Here is a 23,998-nt window from a genome sequence, read left to right on the forward strand (position 1 = left end):
GTTCCCATTCCGAACACGGCCGTGAAACGCCCCAGCGCCGATGGTACTTCGTCTTAAGACGCGGGAGAGTAGGTCGCTGCCAGGTCTGCAAAGCGCAAGATAAAATCCGGAAATCTTCTCGACACAAAACTCGGCCAAGCCGAAACGCAAGGGCCGCCACCAAGCGGCCTTTTTGCGTAGGTAAAATCGAAACACACAACGGGATTTTGCTTCGCAAAACCCGGACCGGAAAAAGCATAAACCGCCAAGCGGTTTACGCTACCGCGCCAAATCCCACAGGGATTTGCGCTGGACGCGGGGTGGAGCAGCCCGGTAGCTCGTCAGGCTCATAACCTGAAGGCCGCAGGTTCAAATCCTGCCCCCGCAACCAAATCAAAAAAAGCCCGCATGGAGGTAGCTCGTCAGGCTCATAACCTGAAGGCCGCAGGTTCAAATCCTGCCCCCGCAACCAAATCAAAAAAAGCCCGCATGGAGAAATCCAAGCGGGCTTTTTGACGTTTGAACGGCGCACACAGGGGCGACCCTCATCGGGTTGAGAGGGGCGGCGGCGGTGGCGGCGTCGTCGAGCCCGTACCCAGAGAGCGCTGGACCATGACGCTATCGGCCCAGCGCCCGTAACGATAGGCGACACCCGCGACATGCCATCACAATCTCCATGATCGCAGCCACGCCTGTTTCGTGGTCAACCCGTCCCTCAACGCACTCTCGCCCGACGCCTGCCGTCGTCGGCCCACGTGGCCTTCCACGGGACCGAGCCATCTGACTTCCGCCGCAATCTTCGCGCGGAAAGACGGAACCGAGTGATCCTTTTAGTTGCTACATTTCTTTATTTGCTTTTTCAAATAGCGGCCCCTCGTCATGCTGGCGCCTGGGGCTTGAACCCGAATTCAGCACGACAGAGTTTGATGAAGCACATCACCATTCCCACCGACGGTTTCCTGGACGGCAACCGGTTTCGCGTCGTCACCCTGCGGCTGGCACTGATCTACGCGGCGGCCGAATTCCTGATCAGCAGTCCCATCTGGCTCACGATCGGGAACAATCCGCTGAAACCCCTTCTCGGCAAGCTGGCGCTCGAAGCAGTCTTTGTCCTCGTCGCCATCCTCCTCGCGGGGCTTCTCAGCCGGATGCGGCGGCAGAGCTATGGCCGGCAAATCGCGGCGTGTCTGTTGCTGTCGCTGGTCAGCTCTCTCGGCATGTCGCTGCTGGACGCCTATCTCTGCAGCCTGATCATGCTGCCCGTGGTCGTGCCGTTCAACATCATGGATTACGCCTATGCGGTCTGCTATCGCATGTCGATCTTCTTCGGCTGGTCGTTTCTCTTCGTCGCGTTGCTCAATCACATGGACGTGCGCGACCGCGACCTGAAGCTGATCGCGTCGCGCGAAGAGGCGCTCGCGGCGCAAATGCGGGCGCTGCAGTACCAGATCAACCCGCATTTCCTTTTCAACACGCTTAATTCCATTACCGGCCTTGTCGAGGAGGGGGCCTCCGAGCGGGCCGAAAGGATGATCATGTCGCTTTCGGGCTTCCTGCGCTCGACGCTGCAGCTCGACCCCCTGCGTGAACTCAGGCTTGCCGACGAGATGGCGCTGCAGAAGGAATATCTCGAGATCGAAAAGGAGCGGTTTTCGGACCGGATGCGCGTTCGGATCGACATTCCCGGCGAACTCGAGGATGCGAAAGTTCCAAGTCTCATCCTGCAGCCTTTGGTCGAGAACGCGGTCAAGCACGGCGTCGGTCGTTCCAGCAGCACAGTCGAAATCCTGATCCGCGCGGCAAGGCGCAGGGACAGGCTCAATCTGATCGTCGAAAACGATGTTGCCGCAGCGACTGCGGCGGGGATGACGCACGGGCTCGGCATCGGCCTTGCCAATGTGGCCCATCGTGTCCAGACCCATTTCCCGGAGGGAGCTTCGCTGACAGCAGGCCCGATCGAGCCGCGCAAATTCCGAGCCTCGCTCGATATGCCCTTGATACTTGTTTGAGGCAAAGGAAGAGGCTGGCGGACGGGCCGGCGATGTTATTGTCTGACGCCGCCCGACTGGGCGGCGTTATCGTTCATGCCGATGGTAGCATCCCCGTCAATCGTCGACGACGGACCACTTGTCGTCCGGATCGAAGCGGTCGATGAAGGGTACGATTGCTTCCGTGCTCGGCCCGAGGTCGCGCTCGTAGACGATGCCCTGCTGGTTGACGACGAAGGTCTTCACGCCCGTCTCCGCATAGGTGACCGGCCAGGCGATCAGCGCAAAGCCGCCGATCATGTTGCCGTTGATCACATAGTCGTAGCGACCGCCGGCAATGTTGTCGCCCTGCGAGGTCAGGATACGGAAGCGGTAGCCGAAGTATCCTTCGCCAGCCTTTGCCTTTTCCAGGGCCGCTTCGCTGATCGAGTCTCCGACGGGGCTTTCGCCATCCCCCTGGTCGGCCGGCCAATAGAGACCGTCGGTCTGGCCGGGCGTGCTGATCAGCTTCTGGGCATATTCGAGCACGCCGTCGGAGTCGCGATCCTCAGAGGCGTATTCCTTCTGGGCATCGACATAGGCCTCGACCGTGTCGATCGCCTGCAACTCGTTCTCGCCGACGCGACGATTGACGATCTCTTCGAGCCCGACATAGGTATCGAAGGCCCATTTGCCGTCATCGCCCTTGGTGAGCGGGAAGGGCAAGGGCCAGAGCCGGTCGCCGATCTGCAGGATCTTTCGACCCTCCAGATCGCGAACGACGACATTGCGCGCTGCCCCTTCGCGGATAAGAGCGAACGTATCCTTCACCCCTTCGCTGTCTTTCAGCTTCTCCGCATTAAGCCCCAAAAGTTTTGCCAGGCCGTCGAAATCATCCGCGGCCAGCCTGGCCTTGAATTCGCCGATGGCTTTGTCCGGATCGTCGAAGACCGGCGGGTCTTCTGCGGCGGCATAGGCATCCAGCCCACCCACCATCTGGTCCGCCGGCGGCTGATCGGCCGACGGTTGGTCTCCCGCAGGCTGATCGCCGGCAGCTTGATCGCCAGCAGGTTTATCGGCAGGCGGTTTGTCCTGCGAATAGGCGGAGCCGATCGGCGTCGCTACCAGAACCAGCGCCATCGCTGATCCCAGGAGAAGGGAATTGAAGAGCTTTGTCATGGTCGTTCTCCTGTGATCCGATCAACGTCTGCGGCCGCCGCCGCCGCGTCCGCCACCGCCACGGTGCATCGGCGGCCGGCCGCCACCACGGCTCATCTGTGGCCGCCCACCGCCGCGATGACCACCGCCAAGGCTTTGCCCGCCGCGGCGTGAGGAAGCGACCTCACGCCGTCCGGAATTGACATTGCCAAGGCCCGATGGCTTCTTCGGCCGGTTCTGCGCCTTTGCCGCCATCTTCTTCTTGCCACCGCTGCGGTTGACCTGCGACGGCTTGTTGCCCGGGCGATTGATGCTCGGCTTTCCGTCCCCAGCGCGGGCCTTGGCGATCGCCTGACCGCCACCGCCGCCGCCGGGCCGAGCTGCCGGTCTCTGCTGCGCTTTCAGCCCGTCGAGCGTGCTCTTGCGCACATCCCTGATCTGGCCGCCGCCACCTCCGCCGGGCCGTGCGTTCGGCCGGTCGCGATTGATCTCGGCGGCGCGGTTGCGCAGGTTGTTGTTGCCGTTCGCCTTGATGTTGTTCTTGATGCTGTTTCGGTCGAAATGCTGAAGCTGGTCACGATTGAAGTTGATCTTGCTGCGATCGACATTCTTCCAGTCGACGTCGTTCCACTTCACCTTGCCGTTGATGTTGTTGAAGCAGTTGTTGCAGTCGATGTCCATGTCGCCGCCGTTCCAGCGGCCACCCCAGACGCCCCAATCGTCCCAGTCGACGATCGCGGCGAAGGCCGCACCCGTGACCGCACCGGCGAAGAAGGCCGCACCCGGATACCAGTAGGCGGGATAGGGCTCGTCATAGTAGCCGATCGGCGCCGGTGCATAGTTCGGCTCGTAGAGCATCTCCGGCGGATACTGCGGCACATAGATGGTTTCCGGATTGGCCGCCTGGATGACGACGTTGTCGCCTTCCTGGACCACCTTTACCTTGTCGTCGGTCTTGATGATGTTCTTCGCGACCGCCTCGTCACGCAGTTGCTGGATGGCCATCAGCACGTCTTTCTGCTGATTGGCGATCGCATCGCCGAAAGACTGCGTCCACTCGAGATCCTCGCTCATCATCTTGACGATCTGGGGGTAGTTCAGCAGCGATATGATGCTGCCGTCCCAGTCGTCTTTCGGCTTCATGTCGGGTTTCTTCTCGCGAGCCTCAAGAAACCGTTCTGCCTCGACGATCTGCAAAGGATAGAGCGCGGCGGCGGAAATGAGCGCCACCAACTCGTCCGGGTAAAGCGCGATGCGCGCCACCAGCACCTCGAGCTCATCGTCGCTGAGCGGCTCGGGTGCTGTCTGTTGTTCCTGAGCAGCCGGTGCGGCTGCTGTCTGCTGTGCAAGAACCGCCGTGACGGGTGTTGTTATCAAAACCGCGATTGCGCTGCCGAGCGCGATGATCGTCTTTTTGATCATCTATCCAGCCTCCCTCGTGTATTGGGCAATGGCACGGGCGCTTGGACTGGCGCGCGGGACAGCCCCCTGTCGACGCTTCTTGTTCTGCAATTTCAAGCTGATCGCGCAGCAGTCTCTGACCACAGCCGTCATCAGTCAATGGAATCTCTAGAGGAGGCCGGCGGATCGGGAAGCCCGGCAGGCGTATTCTACTGTATGTTACTGCCTCACGGTTGCCGTGGGCGTGCCATCCACGTGACGGTAGAGCTTGCAAGGTGCCGGCGAGCATAGAGCTGCGGGTGTCGGCTGTTTCGCGTCAGGGGGAAGGGGCTAGCATGGACGAGGATCCTTCCCGATCGAATGTGGTCCGCAACGGAACGAACGGGTCGCCTTCCATCGAGGCGAAGATCACGGATATCGCCCGGATCGGCATCGTCGGGCTTCTGGCCTACTGGTCTCTGACGCTGATCGCACCCTTCGCGATCATTCTGATATGGGCGGCAATCCTCGCGGTGGCGCTCTTTCCAGCCTATGCCCGGCTGGGACGCCTGCTCGGCTCGCGGCGCCTTGCCTCATTCCTGATCACGCTGATATGCCTCGCCGTCATCGTCGCCCCACTGACTGCGATCGCGGTCAGCTTTGCCGAAGGGTTGCAGGCGCTGCTTGCCAGGCTTGCCGACGGTTCTCTGAGCGTACCGGTCCCGCCGGAATATATCCGCACGTGGCCTGTCGTCGGCGAGCGCATACATGCGGTCTGGAGCATGGCGTCGGGCAATATCGAAGCACTGCTGAGCAAGATCGAACCGGCGCTGATGCAAGCCGGGACCAAGGTTCTCGGCAAGGTCGCGAGCGTCGGCGCCGAGGTCTTAAGTTTTGTGGTCTCGGTGTTGATCGCAGGTTTTCTCTTCGGTTCGGCGGAGCGGCTGGCGGAAATGGCACAGCGCTTTGCCGGCAGGATCGGCGGCCAGCGGGGCATCGGTTTCCTCAAGCTGGCGACGGCGACGATCCGCAACGTGGCGCGCGGCGTCATCGGCGTGGCGCTGCTACAGGCATTTCTGTGCGGACTGGTGCTCAGCCTGTTCGATGTTCCGGCACCTGGCGCGATTGCCTTCGTCGTGCTGATCCTCTGCATCATCCAGATCGGCCCCGCGCTGGTGTTGCTGCCCGTCATGATCTGGGCCTGGTTCACCATGGATTTCGGTCCGGCGCTGTTGCTGACGATTCTGTTGATCCCGCTGTTCGTCATCGACAATGTGATGAAGCCGATCCTGGTGGCACGCGGGCTGTCGACGCCGACGCTGGTGATCCTGCTCGGGGTGCTTGGCGGCACGCTGTCCTATGGCCTGATCGGTCTTTTTCTCGGGCCGATCGTTCTGAGTGTCGCGCATGATCTGCTGATGGTCTGGGCGCGCTCTGATGCGGCGCCAGAGAAGGCGGCTGCACCCGCCGTCCGTGACGGCGAGCTTGAACCCGGCAATATCTGATCAGCGTATCGCGCTGGTGGTACCTGCCTGCTGATACTCCGCTTCGGGCACAGCAACGCCGGCGGCGCGCAGGCCGTCGAACAGTCGGTGCTGATCCTCGGGACGGTGAAACTGAAGGGCAATCGCTTGTCCGAGGTCACCGAGGAATGCCGGCGCGTTGGTCTCGAACCACTTTCGCTCCTCACGCGCCTGGTCCGTCTTGCCGAGCTTTCCGAGAATCGCAAGCAGCAGGACCCGGTCGGCCGGGTTGGCGCCCGGATTGGCGAGGCGCGCCCACCGTTCGGCGGCGACATAGTCGCCGGCGAAATAGGCGCAGCTTGCCAACCCCCTTTCGAAAACGCCAGTCTGGCCGAGGTTGCGTTCGGTGGCGTCCGACAGCAGCTTGCAGCCCGCATCCCATTGGCCCGACTGCGCGAGCCGGAGGCCGTATGCGCCGGCAAGTTCGGTGTCGTTGGGATTGATGGCAAGCGCGCGGGCGCCGACGGCCAGGGCAGCATCGACTTCGCCGCGAGCGAAGAGGACGAGCATCTGTGCTTCGAGGGCGCGAACGTCGAAGGGGGCAAGATCGACGGCGTGCGCCGCCGCTTCGCCAGCCTGTTCCAGCAGCCCTGCTGAGGCCGAGGGATCGAGGCCATTGCTCAGCGCATCTATATAGCTCATCGACAGAAGCGCCCAAGCGGTGGCGTAGGTCGGGAATTGCCGGGTCGCGCGCTGCAGGCACTCCTCGGCGGAGCGACGGGATTGCGGATCGATGTCGCCGCGATGGTCGTAGTAGGTGAGGGAGCAGGCATAGGCCTGCCAGCCCTCGGGAACCGAACGCCTGAGTTCGGCTGCGCTTGCCTGGAAGATGGCGCCATAGGGTTCTGCCACCGCGCTCGAGACCGCGGCCGCCGTCCTTGCCTGCTGATCGATGACGTCGCCGGACTGCAGTCGTTCGTCGTAGGTGTTCGCCCAGACGACCGCCCCGTCGGATCGCTGGATGAGCCTCACGACCAGCCGCAGCCGCTCTGCCTCGAGCCTTACCCGTCCCTCAAGCGCATAGGTTTGATCGGCCGGTGTCCGTAACGGATCGCTGACCGTGACCGGTACGATCTCCTTGAATTTGGCGAGGTTGCTCACGACTTCGTCCGTCAGCCCCTGCGCCATCATCGCCGATTGCCGCGTCCCCGAGATGTCCTCGAAAGGCGTGACGATCACCTTCGGAATATTTGGCCGACTGGCCGCCGTACTGTTGTCACCGGAAAGAAGCAGCAAGCCGGCCGACAGACCGGCGAGGCCACAGACAAGCGCCGCAGCGCCAAGCAGGATGCGGCGGAGATGACGCCAGCCGACCGGCGCGGCTTCGGACGGTGGCATTCCGCTTTCTCTAACGGGTGCTGGCTGCTTTTCGGCTCGTCTTTCGAAGGTCGGCACATAGGCGCCCTTCGGCATCCGGATCACGATCGGGTCGCTGCGTCCGGCGACGAGGTAATAGCGTTCGAGTGCCCGACGAATGCGGCCCGCCTCGATCCGAACGGCGGGATCCGTTTGCGGGTCGAAGGAGGAATCCCGGCCGAAAACCTCGGTGGCAATGGAATAGGCCTTGATGCGGTCGCCGCGCCCGGCCAGCGTTTCCTCGATGACATAGGCCAGGAATTTACGGTCGCGGTCTGGAGCATCGAATTCGGCGCTCAGGCGAATGCGCTCAAGCTGTGCCAGAACCTCCACGCTGCTGGGCGGAGATATGGTCTGTTCGACGCCGACGTCCTGCTGGTCCCCGATGGCCATCACGCGCCTCCATGGGCACAATGTGAGATTGTATCCGGCGGCAGTGTAGTCTCCCGTATCCTACGCACCGGTTCGGTCGGAGCGCAACATTTATTCGCGTCGGGCTTCACGTTCCTTGCCGAGGTTGCGCGGGCGCGCGCTGACGATGCCGAAGACGCGGGGCGCGGCCGGGCGTTTCGCTTGCCGATGTCATTGATCAGCGCCGAACGGGAAGCGGCAGCGGCATTCCCGTTCGCCGATACCGGTTTGCCTTCTGTCGACCGCAAATCGTGGCAAATGAAGTCGACAAGGCTTCTAGTTACGGACGCCGTTTCGAAGCGGGAGACGTGGCTTGTCGGTGGGCGTGCGGAACATGTCCGCTGGCGCCGGGCGTCCGACGTGGAAACCCTGGACATGGTCGATCCGAAAGCGCCGCATCAGGGCCAGTTGCTCGTCGGTTTCCACGCCCTCGATCAGGATCTTGTGGCCGCGGTTGCGCACGAGCCCGATGATGTCCTGCAGCATCGCGCGGCCCTTCGGCGTGGCGCAATCGTGCAGGAACGACCGGTCGATCTTCACCGTGTCGAAATCGATCAGGCGCAGCCAGGAGAGGCCGGCGAAGCCGGTTCCAAAATCGTCCAGCCAGATGCGGATGCCAAGGGTCTCCAGGTCGCTGATGCAGCGCAGGATGCCCGAGTGCATCTCCATCTCCAGCCCTTCGGTGATTTCGAAGGCGAGCCGGCTTCCGGCAACCCCGGTTTCTCCCAGGATCGCCGCGACCGAGGTCGCAAAGCCCGGCGTCTTCAGCTGGATCGGCGAGACATTGACGCTGACCAAGGGAACGTGATTGTCGACAAGCAGTTCGCGGCACACGGTCTTTATCGCCCAGCGGCCGAGATCGAGAATGGCGCCGGTCCGCTCGGCGACCGGGATGAAGAGGCTTGGCGGAACCGAGGTGCCGTCCAGCATCGTCAGGCGCATCAGCGCCTCGACGGCATCGACCTCGCCAGTCGTCACGTTCGTGATCGGCTGGTAGACGAGGGATACCAGGTTCTGGTCGACGGCGATCTTCAGGAGGGCCGCGATGTTCTCGCTCTCGTCGCTGCTCTGCGGATCGTTCGGATCGAACAGCTTCGAGCAGTTTCGCCCGCTCGCCTTGGCGGCGTAAAGCGCGCGGTCGGCCTCGTGGATGATTTTCTCGAGCTTGGCGCCGGTGTGATTGCGGGTGAAGGCGGCGCCGACGCTGACGGTGACGATGGACACGCCGTCGCGTCGCTGCTCGTGGATCAGCCCCATGCTTTCAACCGTGCGGCAGATGACCTCCGCAAGCTCGGCCGCCTGCTCGCGCGTATCCAGGCGAGCAAGGACGATGAACTCCTCGCCGCCGTAGCGGCCGATCGAGCCGTGATAGTTCCTGATCGCTTCGCCGAGCGCATTGGCCACGAGAATGAGGCAGCGGTCGCCCTCCTGGTGGCCGTAGCAGTCGTTGTATTTCTTGAAGAAATCGACATCGATCAGCATGGCGGTGAAGTTCTTGCCGAGCTTCTGCCAATCGTTCCAGTAGTCGCGCAGCTGCTGATCGATGGCGCGGCGGTTGTCGAGACCGGTCAGCGGATCGGTGTTGGACAGCCGCAGAAGCGCCATTCCCCGCTCGGAAGCTTCGTTCTGCTGGATCTTCGCCTCGAAGGCGTTGAGGAAAACCTTGTAGCGTTCGCGGTTGAGCTTCCAGTTCACATAGGAGGTGAAGACGAAGCAGGAGACGTAGAACGTTCCGAAGGCGATCAGGTAGGCCGGATCGTGCTCGGAGAAGAACGACAGCGCGATGAAAAACGTCACCAGCACGATGCTGGAGGCGACCACCGAGAGGCGGAACCGTAAGCTGAAAAAGAGATTGGCGCCCATCATGAAGATGGCGCCGAAGATCATGTAGTAGGACATGCTGCTCGTATCGGCCGTCATCATCGCCGGAACGAGCCAGCCTATGTAGCCGAAGACGAGGGCTGCGGCGCAGGTGCCGTCGAGCCATTTGGTCTGGGCCTTCAGCCGAAACAGGATCTCGAAGGTCAGAAGCGAGCCGATGCCGACAAAGAGGCGCGAGACGATCGTGTAGAAGGCGACGTCGGGGACGAGCAGGATGTCCGGGATGAAGAAGAGCAGGTAGACGACGACGGCAACCCACAGCCCCTGCCGGGTCGAGGCGCGCCGGCCAGCCTCGCCCTCCATACGATAGAGGGTCTGAAGCTCAGCCAGGTGCGGCCTGTGCGGCTGCTTGTGTAGGTCGATGTCAACTACGTCGGCCAACGTGTGCTTCATGCACTGATCCATCGCGCTGCGTCACGGTCAACGGAAATCTGTCGTCGCTTTTCCATCAATGGACGTTGTTTCGGACACTCCCTGCGTGTTCGCCGCGGCCCATATGCAACAAGGGCGGGAAACGCTGCGAGGCATGATAGGAGGTGTCCATTAAGTTTTGTTAAATTAATGGGTCAGGGCATCTGCGAATCGGTATCACCCAAAGGGGTGAGCTCCGAGTATTTACCTTATTATATACAAAAACTTGCATTCCGAGCCGTAATGCGCGCATCTTCGCGACTATTGTTAACAAAGCTTTAACGGATGGTCTCGCGTGCGCCAATTTCAGACTGTTTTCGACGGTCAGAGCCTCATTACTCCCAAGGCAATGGCTGATGAGTTCGTTTCGCCCCGCGGCGAACGACATGACGAACAGCTCTCGACCGCCAAGGCCGAGCTCGCATTGATTCTCAGGGTCGCTCAGGAACAATTCATTCAAGGAACGGATGCGTCGAAAATTATCGACCGGCTCGCGGCCTCCCTCCACCAGACCCGTGCCAAATACCACCCGAGCGTGTGGCAGGAGCTAATCCCGATTGCCCAGGATCACCCGGTTTCGGAGTACTTCCTGCAGGATCCGTTCACCCGGTGGTCGTTCGACAAGCCCAGGGGATATTCGGGTGACGCGCAGTTGCTCGACTTCATCTACGGCCATGCGAGCGTTGCCGGCGAAATCGAGCAGGCGTCGCCGGTCGGGCGCGCCCTTTACGACTACACGAAGGACGCTTCGTCCTCGGTGGCGGTGCGCGAACGCCGCGATATCCTCACGCGCCACGTCGACGAGATCGCGGCGAGCCGGGGTTCCGAGGCGGAGATCCTGACGATTGCCGCGGGTCATCTGCGGGAAGCCAACCGCTCCAAAGCGCTCGAGGAACGCCGCATCAAGCGTTGGGTGGCGCTCGATCAGGATCCTCTCAGTGTCGGATCGATCAGCCGCGATTTCTACGGCACGGCGATCGAAGCGGTCGACGGTTCCGTTCGCAGCCTGCTCGGCCGCGACCAGAAGCTCGGCACGTTCGACTTCATCTATGCGGCCGGTCTCTACGACTATCTCGCCGACAAGGTGGCCATCAAGCTGACGCATCGCTGCCTGCAGATGCTGAAGCCGAACGGCGTCTTCCTTTTTGCCAACTTCGCCCAGGACATCGGTGTCGACGGTTACATGGAGACCTTCATGAACTGGGCCTTGCTGCTGCGTTCCGAAGTGGACATGTGGAACATCATCCACAAGAGTGCCGGGAAGTCTGCGATCGACGCGCGCGTCTTCTTCGGTGCCAACCGCAACATCGTCTACGGCGTCATCCAGAAGCATTCCTGAGATTGCTTCGACGAACTGCCTCGGCTTCAAGCCGAGGCGGGCCGGCAACAGGAGACCGCAGGGTGCCGAAGGGCCGCTGCGGTTTCGTATTTCTCACGCTCAGTCTTGCGTGCGCAGAAAGCGGCTCAACAGGCGGTGTAGCAGCACACCTTCCTCCTTCGGCTTGAAGCCGGGATCGACCGCGACCCTGCTGAAGATGCCGTCGATGATCGCGGCGATCCAGCGGGCAGCGCCCTCCGCGTCGAGGGTCCTGTCGATCTGGTTTCGGCTGGCGGCGTTGCGCAGGAGTGCCACGAGCGCCGACTGGAGTTCCGCGTCGTTCGTCGCCGCTAGCGTCCCGATGCGCTCGTCACGCATCGCTTCGGCGGCGATTTCGAGCGCGAGGCTCGAATAGGCAGGATCGCCCGCGAGTTCGAGAACGCTATCCATAAAGCCCAGCAAGGCGGCGAACAGATCCTCCTCTTCGCCCAGCTTTCGGAAAATCTCCGCCGTTTCTTGACGTTCCTCTTCCACGATCGCCGCGATGATGGTGTGCTTGGTCGGAAAATAATGGAAAAGATTTCCCGGGCTCATGCCTGCCTCGGCGCAGATCTCGGCCGTCGACGTGCCGTGAAAACCCTTGCGCGAAAAGCAGGCGATTGCCGCATCGAGAATCAGCCGACGCCTGGCCGCATGTTTTTCGGGGTCGATCTTGCGCATCGCCGGTTCTCCTTGCATGCCGTTCAATTATTAGATCAAGCACTCTGATTTCGGTGGGCAGACGATCGGTGTCAAGGCCGCCGGCCGTTTGCATGATCTCCGCCATCTTCCCGCAATGCTCGTGTGTGATCTGCCTTACAATTGTCGCGTTTGATGAATTCTATTGTTAGATTGAATGATCTAATAAATTATCGACGCCCTTTGCCCGACCCGGGATCCGGTATCGCAGGCGCATCACGCCGCCGGCCCCGCCAATGGAAAGCCAATGAAATGAGACGTACAATTGAGTTGAACGTCGCTCTTGCAGCGTTGCTTATGATTGCGGCGGCTGCTGGTCCGGCGCGCGCCTCGGGGGAGGCCGCCGCCTCCGTTCCCGCCCCGTCTGCCACCCGCACGGTAACGACGCTCGTTGCCGACAGCCGCCCACAGCAATGGACACGCTCCTTTGCCGGCATCTTCGTTGCCCGCGAGGAGATTGCCGTCGGCACAACCTTGACTGACCAGCGTATCGCCAGTGTCGAGGTCGAGATCGGCGATCGGGTAGCCGCGGGGCAGGTGCTCGCCCGGCTGGAAACCGACATGCTGGAGAACCTTCTGCGCGAGGCCAAGGGCCGCGTCGCGCGCGCCAGTGCAGCGATGGCGCGGGAGGAAGAGACGGTCACGCAGGAACAGCGAAAACTCGCGCGCGCCCGCCAGTTGAGCCACCTTCAGGCCGCGACCATTCTCGAGGAACGCGTCTCCGCGCTCGCCCTTGCCGAACAGGCTGTCGAGGTCGCGCGGGCCGATTACGACCAGGCGGAAGCGCTTGAGGCCGAGGCGCGCCGAAGGCTCGATCGTGCCGTGATCGTGGCACCTGCCGACGGGATCGTTTCGGAACGGCTGGCGCGCGCCGGTGCGCTTGCGGGCTCGGACCCGCTGCTCAAGCTCATTCGCGGTGGCGAAATCGAGTTTGCGGCCGACGTGCCGGAAACCGAACTGCCGTTGCTCGCGGTTGGCCAGACCGTGAAGGTCAAGCTTTCGGGCCGAGCCGACTGGCTCCAGGGGCATGTGCGGGTAATCAACCCGAAGATCGACCGCGAGACCCGCCTTGGCACCGCGCAAGTCACGCTGTCCACCGGGCGTCCGCCTTTCGCGGGCACGTTCGGCCGGGCGGAGATCGTGGTGGGCGAGCGCAAGGCGATCATGGTCGACGATTCCGCCCTGCTTTTCGGTGCGCCGGATGGCGCCGTCTCGGTCTTCGTCGTCGATGGGGGCCAGGTCGTGCGCAAGTCGGTCAAGCCGGGCATGCGCCAGGGCGGCAAGGTGGAGATTACCTCGGGCCTTTCGACCGGCGAACGGGTCGTCCTTAAATCCGGGGCGTCGCTGCGCGAAGGCGAAGCGGTCGCAACGAAAGACGTCCAGCCGATGCAGACGGGCGACCAGCAATGACGAGCAACATCTCCGCCTGGGCGATCCGCAAGCCGGTTCCGACGATCGTTCTCTTCGTCGTGCTGACGCTGATGGGGATCGCCTCGTTTCTGAGGCTGCCGGTCAACGCCAATCCGAGCGTATCCTTCCCGATCGTCACGGTGACGATCACGCAACCGAGCGCGCAGCCGGGCGAAATGGAAACGCAGGTGACGCGCCGCGTCGAAGGGGTCGCCTCCGGCCTTGTCGGGGTCAGTCACATCCGCTCGACCATTACCGACGGCGTCTCCACGACCACGGTCGAATTCAAGATCGGCACGGATCCGGACCGGGCGGCAAACGACGTGCGCGAGGCCGTGGCGCAGATCCGCGCCGACCTGCCGCAATCCATTCAGGAGCCGATCGTCTCGCGCCTCGACGTCGACGGCAGCGCCATCGTCTACTACGCCGTGCGGGCGCCCCACATGTCGGAAGTGGAGCTGTCCTGGTTCGTCGATGACACGATCACCAGCGAATTGCTGACGCTGCCCGGCGTGCAGAAGGTGCAGCGTCTCGGCGGCGTCAGCCGCGAAGTGCGCGTTTCGCTCGATCCCGAACGCTTGCTGGCACTTGGCGTGACGGCCGATCAGGTGAACACGGCGCTCAGGGAAATCAACATCAACATCCCGAGCGGTCGTGGCGAAATCGGCGGACGCGAACAGTCGATCCGCACCGTCGGCAGTGCCGGTTCGGTGGACGAGCTCCGACAGCTTTCGATCCCGCTTGCAGGCGGCCGCTGGCTGCAGCTCTCCGACATCGCGACGATCGAGGACACATCGTCCGAGCCGCGCAGCTTTGCCCATTTCGATGGCGAACCGATCGTGAGCTTCTCGGTTTCGCGCAGCAAGGGAGCGAGCGACACGGTCGTTGCCGAGCGCGTCATCGAGCGGCTGAAGGAGATCCAGGCGCGCACCCCCGGCGTCGAGATGACCGAGCTGATCTCTCTCGTCGAGTATACGCAGGAGAGCTACGATGCGGCCGTCACGGCTTTGATCGAAGGCGCACTTTTAACCATCGTCGTCGTCTTCGCCTTCCTGCGAAACTGGCGGGCGACGCTGATCTCGGCGCTTGCCATGCCGCTCTCCATCCTGCCGACCTTCGCGGTGATGGACCTGCTCGGCTTCACGCTCAACGGCATCAGCCTTCTGGCCCTGACGCTGGTCATCGGCATTCTTGTCGACGATGCGATCGTCGAAATCGAGAATATCGAGCGGCATGTCGACATGGGCAAGCGGCCGTTTATCGCGGCAATCGATGCGGCCGATGCGATCGGCCTTGCGATCGTCGCAACGACGCTGACGATCGTCGCCGTCTTTGCGCCGGTGAGCTTCATCGGTGGTGCGGTCGGGCAATATTTCAAGCAGTTCGGCCTGACCGTCGCGATCGCCGTTCTGTTCTCGTTGCTGGTGGCACGCCTGCTGACGCCGCTGATGGCGGCCTATCTGTTGCGGCCGAAACCTGGTCACGGCCATGCCGTCAAGCCGTCGCGCATCAGCGACGCCTATCGCAGCATGCTCGGCTGGACCCTCGATCACCGCAAGACCGCGCTTTCGATGGTCGCGCTGATCTTCGTCGGCTCGATCGCGCTTTTGAGCATGCTGCCGACGGGTTTCATGCCGACGAGCGACAGCAACGTCTCGCAGCTCAAGATCACGCTGCCGCCCGGCACGAGGCTCCAGGAAACCGCGCGCATTTCCGACGATCTGGTGGCCAAGCTCAAGGAACGCAAGGAAGTCGAGAACGTTCTGGCGACGACCGACAGTCTCAACGAGGTATCGCTGCGCATCAAGCTCAAGCCGCGCAAGGAGCGTGAACTCGACCGCAAGTCCTTCGAACTGTCGTTGCGGCCCCTGCTGGCGGAGACCCCCGACATCCAGGCAACCTTCTCCTCGACCGAAGGCGCGAAGGACCTCTCCATCTACCTGACGGGCGATGACCCGGAAACGTTGATGGCTTCGGTGCGGCGTCTGGAAAACGAGATGCGTGCACTCCCCGGGCTGATCAGCGTTCGGTCGACCGAGCCGCTGCTTTCGCCCGAGCTTCTGGTCAAGCCGCGCTTCGACGAGGCGGCAAGGCTCGGCGTGTCGGTGACCTCGATCGGCACCGTCGCCCGTATCGCGACGATGGGCGACAGCGAGAGCAACTCCGCGCGGTTCAACCTCGGTAACCGCCAGGTGCCGATCCGGGTGATGCTCGACCGGTCGGCCCGCGGCGATTTCGACACCTTGCGCAATCTGCGGGTGGGCACGAATGCGGGTGCCCTGGTGCCGTTGACGTCCGTCGCCAACGTCTCCTTCGGTGCCGAGGAAAGCAGCGTCGAGCGTCTCGATCGCAAGCGTCTGATCGCCGTCGAGGCAAACCTCAACGGCATGACACTCGGCACGGCCTTCGAGGCGATTTCGGCATTGCCGGCCATGAAGGAACTGCCCACGGGCGTGACGCAGGCCAACTATGGCGACGCGGAATACATGTCGGAGATGTTCCGCAACTTCGCCCTGGCGCTGCTTGCCGGCATCCTGATGGTCGTGGCGGTTCTGATCCTGCTGTTCAAGGATTTCCTGCAGCCGGTGACCATCCTCGTTGCCCTGCCGTTGTCGATCGGCGGCGCGGCGCTGGCTTTGATCCTGTTCGGTGCGGCACTCGACCTTTCGTCGATGATCGGGATCCTGATGCTGATGGGGATCGTCTGCAAGAACTCGATCCTGCTGGTCGACTATGCGATCGAGTGCCGCAACGAAGGTGCCGACCGGCGCACGGCGCTGCTGACGGCGGGCGTCACCCGCGCGCGGCCGATCATCATGACGACGATCGCCATGGTGGCGGGCATGGTCCCGGCAGTCATCGGCGTCGGCGCCGGTGCCGCCTTCCGCGCGCCGATGGCGGTTGCGGTGATCGGCGGCCTGATCACGTCGACGATGCTGAGCCTTGTCTTCGTGCCGGTGATGTTCACCGTGATGGACGACATCAACACGAAGATGGGCCGCTGGCTGAAGCGCTTCTCCTCCGTGACGGACGAGGACCACGCGGCGGATGCGGCCCGGATCGGCAAGGAGGGCGCACCCGGCGCGGCCGGATAGCGTCCGCCCTGTTCCCGGCATGATCATTGTCGAAGCGCGCTGCATGGGTGTCCGTGCAGCGCGCTTCGCGCATTCGGGCCAAGGCGTATGTCTGCGTTCTAATCGAAATAGTTGACGAGGCGCGTCTCGCCGACGGCATGGACGCGGCAGTCGACATCGAAGATCGCCTGCAACCGCGACGGCACGATCATGTCTTGCGGCGGTCCCTCGAAGGCGAGGCGGCCGCCCTGCATGGCGACGATGCGGTCGGAATAGGCGGAGGCGAAGTTGATGTCGTGCAGCACGACGACCACCGTCTTGGCGAAATCGTCGGCCAGCCGGCGCAGGAGCTTCATCGTCTCGACCGCATGCTTGATGTCGAGATTGTTGAGCGGCTCGTCGAACAGCATGTAGTCGGTGTCCTGGCACAGCACCATGGCGATGAAGGCGCGTTGGCGCTGGCCGCCGGAGAGTTCGTCGAGAAAGCGGTTCTGGTAGGGTTCGAGCCCAAGATAGGCGATCGATCGGTCGATATGCTCCGCATCGGCCGCCGTCACCCGTCCCTTGGAATAGGGATAGCGGCCGAAGGCGACAAGGTCGCGCACGCTCAGGCGCGCGCTGATATGGTTGTCCTGGCGCATGATCGACAGCCGCCGGGCAAGCACGTCGCCGGCGGCGCGGCTGACGTCGAGGCCGTCGACCAGCACCTTGCCCGTATCCATCGGCATCAGCCGGCTGACGATCGACAAAAGCGTCGACTTGCCGGCGCCATTTGGGCCGATGATCGAGGTCAGGCCGCCTGCGGGTAGCGTCAGCGACACCCGGTCGACGACCGCGGTGCCGCCATAGGATTTCGTTACCTCTTGGATCTCGATCATCGCGCGGAGCCTCGGACGAGCAGGAAGATGAAGACTAGGCCACCGAAGAATTCGATGACGATGCTGAGCGCCGTGTTGAAGGAAAACAGCCGCTCGAGGATGACCTGGCCGCCGACGAGCGTCGCGACCGCGATAAAGACTGCGACCGGCAGGACGAAGCGGTGGGTGGCGGTGGGTGACAGCTGCCAGGCGAGACTTGCAACGAGCAGACCGAAGAAGGTGACCGGCCCGACGAGCGCGGTGGAGACCGAGACCAGCACGGCGATCAGCACCAGGAGAAGCGTCACCACGCGCTGATGGTCGACGCCAAGCCCGATCGCCGCCTCGCGCCCGAGCGAGAGCACGTCGAAGGTGGGCGACAGCCGCCACAGGACGAAGGTCACGGCGAGGGTGGCTGCGGCGGCAATACCGAGCAGGTTGGCATCGATACTGTTGAAGCTTGCAAACAACCTGTCCTGCAGGACGATGAAGTCGTTGGGGTCGAGAATGCGCTGCAGGAACGAGGAGAGGCTGCGGAACAGGCCCCCGAGAATGACGCCGACCAGCATCAGGAGATGCAGGCTACGGCTGCCGCCGGAAAAGAGGGCGCGGAACAGGAGCAGCGACAGGCCGACCATCACGGTCGTTTCGAGCGTGAACTGCATCTGCGGGTTCATGCTTGCCGCGCCGGCGGCGCCGAGGAAGAACACCATGACCGTCTGCAGCAGCGTGTACATGGCGTCGAAACCGATGATCGACGGCGTCAGGACGCGATTACCGGAAATCGTCTGGAACAGCACCGTCGAGACGGCGATCGCGTAGGCGACCAGCACCATGCCGAGAAGCTTTGTGCCGCGGAAAGAGAGGATGAAGCTCCAGCTTCCCTTCGCGCCGATGGTCATGAAGGCGATCATCGACAGCAGCGCCAGCGCAGCGGACGCAAGAAGGACGGTCGACGGAGAGATCCGCTTGGCATCAGCCTGCATGGGACCGCCTCGAAAGCAGGAGATAAAGGAAGACGAGGCTGCCGATCACGCCCATGACCGTGCCCACCGGCACCTCGTAGGGCGCAATCACCATTCGCCCAACGATGTCGCAGGCGAGAACCAGCCCAGCGCCGGAGATGGCGACCACCGGCAATGTGCGCCTGAGATTGTCGCCAAGGGTCAGGCTGACGATATTGGGAACGACGAGGCCTAGGAACGGGATCATACCGACGGTCGCAACCACCGTCGCCGTGACCATGGAGACGATGGCAAGTCCGAGGATGACCACCTTGTCGTAGTCGAGCCCGACATTGCGGGCGATCGCCTCGCCCATGCCAATGACGGTGAAGCGCGCGGCGGTCGCGTAGGCGACCAGCGTCAGCGCGAAACCGATCCACAGCAGCTCGTAGCGTCCGCGAAGGACGACCGAGAAATCGCCGGACATCCAGGCGCCCATCGACTGCATCAGGTCGTAGCGATAGGCGATGAAGGTGGTAACGGCGTTGACCACGCCGCCGAGCATGAGGCCGATCAGCGGCACCATCAGCGCCGAGCGCAGCGGAACGCGGCGCAGGATCTGCAGGAACAGGGCGGTTCCGGCAAGCGCGGTCAGGGTGGCGAAGGCCATCTTGCCTGCCACCGGCAGGCCCGGCGCGATCAGCATGGCCAGAAGCATTCCGAGGGCGGCGGACTCGGCGGTGCCGGCGGTCGACGGCTCGACGAAGCTGTTGCGCGCCAGCATCTGCATGATCGTGCCGGACACGGCGAGGCCGGCGCCTGCGAGCATCAGCGCCAGTGTGCGTGGCAGGCGGCTTTCGACGACCAGAAGCCAGCCGCGGCCGTCGTCGCTGGCCGCAAGACTGCCGACACCGGTAAAGACGCTGACGGCGGCAAGCAACAGGACGACCGGGATGGCGAACAGGACCGGCCTCATGGTTGCGTCACGCTCCAGCTGCTTTTCGTTCTGATCACCGCTCTCGTATCCGTGGCTGCATTTTTCCATCGACCGCCGCAACGAAACCCCTGAGGCTTGCGGCCGTGAGGAGGTGCTCGATCGAAGGCTCGCCTTAGTCATATATATGATCGGCTTCGTCAAGTTTTGTGAGGCGGGAATGACGCGGAATGCGCGCATTGCCCTCCCGGCAAAATCGCGCTAGGGAGGAGGAGAAAACATGAGGTAAATAGTCATGAATATATCTCCCTTCTCTAATGGTTTGCGCGGACTGCTCGTCGCGGCCGTGATGACGGTTGGCGGCGCATCGGTGGCGATGGCCGAAACACTGAAGATCGAACACAGCAGCGGCGTCACCGAGGTGGAGAAAAACCCGAAGACCGTGCTGGTCTATGATTTCGGCATGTTGGAAACGCTGGATATGCTCGGCGTCGCCGTCGCCGGCGTCCCCGGATCGGCCGTCCCGCCGTCGCTCGAAAAGTACAAGGCCGACACCTATGCGAAGATCGGCACGCTGTTTGAACCCGACTTCGAGGCGATCAATGCGGCGGAGCCCAACCTCGTCATCGTCGGCGGGCGGTCGCAGGCGAAATATGCTGAAGTCGCCAAACTGGCACCGACGATCGACCTGACCTCGGACGACAAGGATCTGATCGGCAGCGTCAAGAAGAATGCAGAGATCCTCGGCGAGATCTTCGGCAAAGAAGCCGAGATCAAGGCAAGCATCGCCAAGCTCGATTCCTCGATCGAGGCGCTGCGTGGCCTTGCTGCGGAACGTGGAACGGGTCTCATCCTGCTGACGACCGGCGGAAAGATCAGCGCCTATGGCAAGGGATCGCGCTTCGGCGCGTTGCATGACGTCTTCGGGATCAAGCCGGCCGATCCCGAGCTGCAGGTCGCGACCCACGGCCAGGCGGTTTCCTACGAATACATTCTCGAAACCAACCCCGACTGGATCTTCGTCGTCGATCGCGATGCAGCCATCGGCCAGCAGGCACAGCCGGCAGCGGCCCTGCTCGACAACGAACTCGTGCGGCAGACCAAGGCCTGGAAGGACGGACACGTCGTTTATCTCGACTCCGCCAAGCTTTACCTCACGGCATCGGGCCTGAAGTCGCAACAGGACATTGTCGATCAGCTGGCGCAGGCGCTGAGCAAGAAGTGATCGCAGCGGCGAGCCGCCTTGCGGTGTCGCCGCGTGGTGCCCGATTGCATCATTGAGTGACAGGCAGCGCGCCGCTTTCCAGGCGCGCTGATCATGGCTGCCTCTTTCGGCGTTGCCTGACGTCGCCGGGCGCGGTTTTCGTTGCTGGAGCGGATTTCGGAAAAAGGGGAGGCCAACACCAAATACCCTTAACTCTTACGGTATTTTTCCGGTGTTGGCTCCGTTTGGAAGAACGATAATATCTTGATTTAGAGATTTTCGCTTTTTTGCTAAATTTATTTTAGTTTTTACTTTTTTATATAATTTATGCCCGGATTTAGGTCCGGTTTGTATGTTGACTTGCTTTACGCTTACTCGGTGGAACGCTGACGCTACTCTCCGGAGGTCGAGGCTTCTCACGGCTGGAAGCGCTTGGTGGCGCTCAGCCGCTCCCTTTTGATCTTCCGGAACGAACGCTCAATTTGACACCAAATGGCGTGGCGCGGAAGATACCAATTCTAGTTAGTGGTTTGTAATTACTGACACTTTCTCGCCTAGCCATCGACCGCAAGCCATTGGCGCAGCGAGGAAATCCCCTGCTTTTTCAGGGGCATCTGCCGACCGATACCTCCGCGCTTTCCACGCTTTGCGCTTGGCTTCGGGCTATCGTCGACAGCAGCGGACGGGCCTCCTAGTACCAACTAAGTATTCCTGCGTATATCGGAGCGGAAGAGGGGGGGTAAGCGCGGCTGCACGAGGCCGCTTAACTAATCCATTTATCGCGCGCCGTCGGGTCCGTCTTGGCAGAAATGCATAGGACGCTCGCTCTGCTGGGGGTATCCTAGAGGCTTGTTTTTGAGAGCGTTCCGCGTCTTGGTAAACAGAACGTTAGCAATATAACCCAAAGATGGTTCGATTTATAACGATTTAAGTGCCCTTCCGGCGCTTCTCTAATCCTTTTGGGCTGTTTCGTTGCGGAGATCTTTACGTTACATTAGCTATCGCGAATTTTATCGCACAGGAATAATCGTGACGCATAAGTGGTTCCGAATAAATTTTTTGAAAGTGGGGCGTGCCCACGGCCAGACCGGGGCACCCATAAAAATAAATGGAAAAATCCTAGGAGGGCGTAATGTATCCTGGAAGCTCCAACGTGGGTGATTTTGAAGATAACAACAAGGCTTTGTCACAAAAGAAAAAAATCGTAATGCTCGCCAAGATCGACCTGTTCGCCGAATGCCTGATGCAGGCCGTCGGGTCCAGGTTTCAAGGGCACGATATCGTCAGCTTCTCCGATCCCGACAATCTGCTTGACGGTAGTCTCGTCGATGTCACGCTGATCATGCTGTACCGGATGCCTCCCAAGTCCTTTCCGGCTATCTTGCGGACCATTCACGAGTTCCACCCGCGGGCATCGATTGGCCTGGTGGTGGAGAATGCCGAGGAACTCGATCCGTCGATTGCCGGCTTCGTCGAAGAGCGCCTCATCCATGGCGTCCTGCCGTTGAACCTCAATCTGGATGTCTGCCTTGCGGCCATCGACTTACTGATGAAGGGCGGCGAACATTTCCCGGCGGCTCTGCTGCGGCGGCTTTCTCCCGAGCCTTTCGCGGCGAACAGCCTTTATGGCCGGCGCGGGGAGGCCCCGGGCCAGACGACCGTTTCGGGAACAGGACGGCGCAAGCGCGATGCTGGCCCCGATGGCCTGACGACACGCGAGGTCCAGATCCTCGATCTGATCTGCAAGGGCACGCAGAACAAGATCATCGCGGACCGGCTCGGGCTGTCGGAAAATACCGTCAAGGTTCACGTCCGCAACATCTATAAGAAGATGAACGTTCGCAACCGTACGGAAGCGGCGTCTCGATACTTCACCAACGATGCGGCGACGGAGCGCAACGGCGACGTCCTCCTGTCGCGTTGGAAGAACTAGGCGCGACGTATTCGGCCCCAGGTGCGTTCTCCTGGGGCTGATTCCCGAAATCAAATGCTACTTTGAGCCTGCCCCGGCGATTGGCCGGGCGGTCCCGCTGTGGCATGTCTCCTCGACAGTGAAAGCTCGAAAGATCACACCGAAAATTACCCTAGAATATACTGGTAAATATTTCGTTACTTTTGGCCTGGATTGGCTGAAATGTAATCACATATGATTATGTCAATAGTAATTTGTTGTAATTTTGGATTATTTACTGGAAATAAATTCCATACATATTGACTGGACGGTTCGTATTTGATAATTAGCTAATATTGAAATTGAGAATCTAAAAAATATTGATTGAAATTGAATAGTTTATTTTTTGTCGGGTTGTGCGTGTCGTTGTAATAAAGAGAATATTTTTATTATCTATTGCGCTCGCATCCCGTCTCCAAATCACCAACGAAAATGGTGAGTTTAATAATTGGAGGTGCGCATGCGAAAGGTCGTCACGGGACCGCTGTCCGTGGTCGGACAGCGGGAGTTTCTTAAGAAGATCGCAGGAATACCGAAGAGAATACTAGTAACGGGTGGAAGTGGTTTTCTCGGATCTCATATTTGCGAAAGACTTATTTCCCTGGGTCATACGGTCATCTGTCTTGACAACTTTTCGACCGGCCGGCGCGAAAATCTCTCTCATCTGGCGCAGGACCCCCATCTCCACATCATCGATCACGACGTTCGAAAGCCCTACCTGATCGATGCCGATGTCATCTTCAACTTTGCCTCCCCCGCGTCACCACCGGACTATCAGGCGGACCCGGTCGGGACATTGATGACGAACGTTCTCGGCGCGCTGCATGCGCTCGAAAACGCCAAGGCCACTGGCGCCACCGTCATCCAGTCCTCGACTTCGGAAGTCTATGGCGATCCGCTGACCAGTCCGCAGCGGGAAACCTATTTCGGCAACGTCAACACGATCGGGCCGCGAGCCTGCTATGACGAAGGCAAACGGTCGGCCGAGACGCTGTTCTTCGACTACCACCGGACTTACGGCGTGAAGATCAAGGTCGCGCGTATCTTCAACACCTACGGTCCGCGCATGCGGCCCGATGACGGGCGGGTGATATCGAACTTCGTCGTCCAAGCCCTGCAGGGCAAGGACCTGACGATCTACGGTGACGGGCACCAGACCCGGTCCTTCTGCTATGTCGACGACCTGATCGACGGTTTCCTCCGCCTTTCGGTCTCGGCCGACCCGTGCACCGGGCCGATCAACCTCGGCAATCCCGGAGAGTTCACGGTTCTCGAGCTCGCGCGAATGGTGCTTTCGATGACGGGCTCGCGCTCGCGCATCGTGCATCTGGCGGCGGCCACCGACGATCCCCGCCAGCGGCGACCCGATATCACCCAGGCGCGTGGCGAGCTCGCATGGGAGCCGAAGGTGATGCTGCGCGAAGGCCTTGAGCGCACGATCGCCCATTTCGACGAGCGCCTCAGTGCGGCCGGTCGCGCAGTGGCCGGAGAGGCGGTATGAC

General features: G+C 61.5%; 16 protein-coding genes, 1 tRNA gene, 1 rRNA gene and 1 pseudogene. 10 read left to right on the forward strand and 9 right to left on the reverse strand.

The window, feature by feature from the left end:
* Both rrf and ASD63_RS32965 read left to right on the forward strand, forming a co-directional pair.
* Positions 1 to 85, forward strand: a 5S ribosomal RNA gene (rrf, locus tag ASD63_RS32960); the annotation flags it as partial.
* A 208-nt stretch (positions 86 to 293) separates the two neighbouring features.
* Positions 294 to 370 (forward strand) — tRNA-Met (locus tag ASD63_RS32965).
* Between the two features lie 154 nt (positions 371 to 524).
* Here ASD63_RS32965 and ASD63_RS36515 read toward each other — a convergent pair.
* A pseudogene (locus ASD63_RS36515) lies at positions 525 to 632 on the reverse strand (GNAT family N-acetyltransferase); the annotation flags it as partial.
* Between the two features lie 273 nt (positions 633 to 905).
* Here ASD63_RS36515 and ASD63_RS32975 point away from each other — a divergent pair.
* Complete coding sequence (locus ASD63_RS32975; protein WP_060530573.1) at positions 906 to 1,988, forward strand: histidine kinase; 1,083 nt, start codon at positions 906 to 908, stop codon at positions 1,986 to 1,988.
* A 96-nt stretch (positions 1,989 to 2,084) separates the two neighbouring features.
* Here ASD63_RS32975 and ASD63_RS32980 read toward each other — a convergent pair whose 3' ends face one another.
* Complete coding sequence (locus ASD63_RS32980) at positions 2,085 to 3,125, reverse strand: DUF2950 domain-containing protein (protein WP_034787236.1); 1,041 nt, start codon at positions 3,123 to 3,125, stop codon at positions 2,085 to 2,087.
* Positions 3,126 to 3,146: 21 nt separating this feature from the next.
* A complete protein-coding gene (locus ASD63_RS32985; protein ID WP_034787232.1) occupies positions 3,147 to 4,526 on the reverse strand; it encodes a DUF3300 domain-containing protein in 1,380 nt (459 codons plus the stop codon).
* A gap of 314 nt (positions 4,527 to 4,840) precedes the next feature.
* Here ASD63_RS32985 and ASD63_RS32990 point away from each other — a divergent pair, with 314 nt between their 5' ends.
* Positions 4,841 to 5,989, forward strand: coding sequence for an AI-2E family transporter (locus ASD63_RS32990; protein ID WP_034787228.1), 1,149 nt, complete (start codon positions 4,841 to 4,843; stop codon positions 5,987 to 5,989).
* Here ASD63_RS32990 and ASD63_RS32995 read toward each other — a convergent pair whose 3' ends face one another.
* Both ASD63_RS32995 and ASD63_RS33000 read right to left on the reverse strand, forming a co-directional pair.
* Entirely contained in the window at positions 5,990 to 7,756 is a 1,767-nt protein-coding gene (locus ASD63_RS32995; protein ID WP_051659093.1) for a hypothetical protein, read from the reverse strand.
* Between the two features lie 294 nt (positions 7,757 to 8,050).
* The gene (locus ASD63_RS33000; RefSeq protein ID WP_034787225.1) at positions 8,051 to 10,048 is read right to left on the reverse strand and encodes an EAL domain-containing protein; all 1,998 of its coding nucleotides are present in this window, start codon (positions 10,046 to 10,048) and stop codon (positions 8,051 to 8,053) included.
* Between the two features lie 313 nt (positions 10,049 to 10,361).
* Between ASD63_RS33000 and ASD63_RS33005 the strand changes: the two genes are divergently transcribed.
* Positions 10,362 to 11,405 (forward strand): class I SAM-dependent methyltransferase, encoded by a 1,044-nt coding sequence (locus ASD63_RS33005; protein WP_034787222.1) that lies wholly within the window; start codon positions 10,362 to 10,364, stop codon positions 11,403 to 11,405.
* Positions 11,406 to 11,504: 99 nt separating this feature from the next.
* Here the strand turns inward: ASD63_RS33005 and ASD63_RS33010 are convergent, their stop codons facing one another.
* A complete protein-coding gene (locus ASD63_RS33010; RefSeq protein WP_034787219.1) occupies positions 11,505 to 12,104 on the reverse strand; it encodes a TetR/AcrR family transcriptional regulator in 600 nt (199 codons plus the stop codon).
* 270 nt (positions 12,105 to 12,374) lie between these two features.
* On the opposite strand from ASD63_RS33010, the gene ASD63_RS33015 reads away from it, so the two are divergent.
* Together ASD63_RS33015 and ASD63_RS33020 are read left to right on the forward strand one after the other, a co-directional pair.
* Positions 12,375 to 13,532 (forward strand): efflux RND transporter periplasmic adaptor subunit, encoded by a 1,158-nt coding sequence (locus ASD63_RS33015; protein WP_159415413.1) that lies wholly within the window; start codon positions 12,375 to 12,377, stop codon positions 13,530 to 13,532.
* Positions 13,529 to 16,627 carry an efflux RND transporter permease subunit gene (locus tag ASD63_RS33020; protein WP_034787217.1) on the forward strand — a complete coding sequence of 1,033 codons (3,099 nt, stop codon included), beginning with the start codon at positions 13,529 to 13,531 and terminating at the stop codon, positions 16,625 to 16,627. The genes ASD63_RS33015 and ASD63_RS33020 overlap by 4 nt, the downstream gene beginning before the upstream one ends.
* Before the next feature lie 98 nt (positions 16,628 to 16,725).
* Here the strand turns inward: ASD63_RS33020 and ASD63_RS33025 are convergent, their stop codons facing one another.
* From ASD63_RS33025 to ASD63_RS33035, 3 genes are read right to left on the reverse strand one after another with little or no spacing between them, the layout of a single operon-like run.
* Positions 16,726 to 17,484, reverse strand: coding sequence for an ATP-binding cassette domain-containing protein (locus ASD63_RS33025; protein WP_034787216.1), 759 nt, complete (start codon positions 17,482 to 17,484; stop codon positions 16,726 to 16,728).
* Positions 17,481 to 18,449 carry an iron chelate uptake ABC transporter family permease subunit gene (locus tag ASD63_RS33030; RefSeq protein ID WP_034787214.1) on the reverse strand — a complete coding sequence of 323 codons (969 nt, stop codon included), beginning with the start codon at positions 18,447 to 18,449 and terminating at the stop codon, positions 17,481 to 17,483. Before ASD63_RS33030 ends, ASD63_RS33025 begins: the two co-directional genes overlap by 4 nt.
* Positions 18,439 to 19,383 carry an ABC transporter permease gene (locus tag ASD63_RS33035; RefSeq protein WP_034787313.1) on the reverse strand — a complete coding sequence of 315 codons (945 nt, stop codon included), beginning with the start codon at positions 19,381 to 19,383 and terminating at the stop codon, positions 18,439 to 18,441. Before ASD63_RS33035 ends, ASD63_RS33030 begins: the two co-directional genes overlap by 11 nt.
* A 253-nt stretch (positions 19,384 to 19,636) precedes the next feature.
* On the opposite strand from ASD63_RS33035, the gene ASD63_RS33040 reads away from it, so the two are divergent.
* From ASD63_RS33040 to ASD63_RS33050, 3 genes are all read left to right on the forward strand, one after another.
* Positions 19,637 to 20,566: a siderophore ABC transporter substrate-binding protein gene (locus ASD63_RS33040; RefSeq protein WP_034787212.1), complete on the forward strand. Its 930-nt coding sequence runs from the start codon at positions 19,637 to 19,639 to the stop codon at positions 20,564 to 20,566.
* Positions 20,567 to 21,677: 1,111 nt separating this feature from the next.
* Positions 21,678 to 22,478 carry a response regulator transcription factor gene (locus ASD63_RS33045; protein ID WP_060530574.1) on the forward strand — a complete coding sequence of 267 codons (801 nt, stop codon included), beginning with the start codon at positions 21,678 to 21,680 and terminating at the stop codon, positions 22,476 to 22,478.
* 478 nt (positions 22,479 to 22,956) lie between these two features.
* A complete protein-coding gene (locus ASD63_RS33050) occupies positions 22,957 to 23,997 on the forward strand; it encodes a UDP-glucuronic acid decarboxylase family protein (RefSeq protein ID WP_082566281.1) in 1,041 nt (346 codons plus the stop codon).
* Position 23,998 lies beyond the last annotated feature (1 nt).

It is taken from the genome of Ensifer sp. Root558, from assembly GCF_001427045.1.
Classification (GTDB): Bacteria; Pseudomonadota; Alphaproteobacteria; order Rhizobiales; family Rhizobiaceae; genus Ensifer; species Ensifer adhaerens.

Excerpts from the sequence above, each read along its gene's own strand:
- ASD63_RS32990 (WP_034787228.1), top strand. The coding sequence starts at position 4,841 with ATGGACGAGGATCCTTCCCGATCGAATGTGGTCCGCAACGGAACGAAC.
- ASD63_RS33015 (WP_159415413.1), top strand. The coding sequence starts at position 12,375 with ATGAGACGTACAATTGAGTTGAACGTCGCTCTTGCAGCGTTGCTTATG.
- ASD63_RS33030 (WP_034787214.1), bottom strand. The coding sequence starts at position 18,449 with ATGCAGGCTGATGCCAAGCGGATCTCTCCGTCGACCGTCCTTCTTGCG.
- ASD63_RS32985 (WP_034787232.1), bottom strand. The coding sequence starts at position 4,526 with ATGATCAAAAAGACGATCATCGCGCTCGGCAGCGCAATCGCGGTTTTG.
- ASD63_RS33010 (WP_034787219.1), bottom strand. The coding sequence starts at position 12,104 with ATGCGCAAGATCGACCCCGAAAAACATGCGGCCAGGCGTCGGCTGATT.
- ASD63_RS32975 (WP_060530573.1), top strand. The coding sequence starts at position 906 with ATGAAGCACATCACCATTCCCACCGACGGTTTCCTGGACGGCAACCGG.
- ASD63_RS33000 (WP_034787225.1), bottom strand. The coding sequence starts at position 10,048 with ATGAAGCACACGTTGGCCGACGTAGTTGACATCGACCTACACAAGCAG.
- ASD63_RS33035 (WP_034787313.1), bottom strand. The coding sequence starts at position 19,383 with ATGAGGCCGGTCCTGTTCGCCATCCCGGTCGTCCTGTTGCTTGCCGCC.
- ASD63_RS33025 (WP_034787216.1), bottom strand. The coding sequence starts at position 17,484 with ATGATCGAGATCCAAGAGGTAACGAAATCCTATGGCGGCACCGCGGTC.
- ASD63_RS32980 (WP_034787236.1), bottom strand. The coding sequence starts at position 3,125 with ATGACAAAGCTCTTCAATTCCCTTCTCCTGGGATCAGCGATGGCGCTG.
- ASD63_RS32995 (WP_051659093.1), bottom strand. The coding sequence starts at position 7,756 with ATGGCCATCGGGGACCAGCAGGACGTCGGCGTCGAACAGACCATATCT.
- ASD63_RS33020 (WP_034787217.1), top strand. The coding sequence starts at position 13,529 with ATGACGAGCAACATCTCCGCCTGGGCGATCCGCAAGCCGGTTCCGACG.
- ASD63_RS33045 (WP_060530574.1), top strand. The coding sequence starts at position 21,678 with ATGTATCCTGGAAGCTCCAACGTGGGTGATTTTGAAGATAACAACAAG.
- ASD63_RS33040 (WP_034787212.1), top strand. The coding sequence starts at position 19,637 with ATGAATATATCTCCCTTCTCTAATGGTTTGCGCGGACTGCTCGTCGCG.
- ASD63_RS33050 (WP_082566281.1), top strand. The coding sequence starts at position 22,957 with ATGCGAAAGGTCGTCACGGGACCGCTGTCCGTGGTCGGACAGCGGGAG.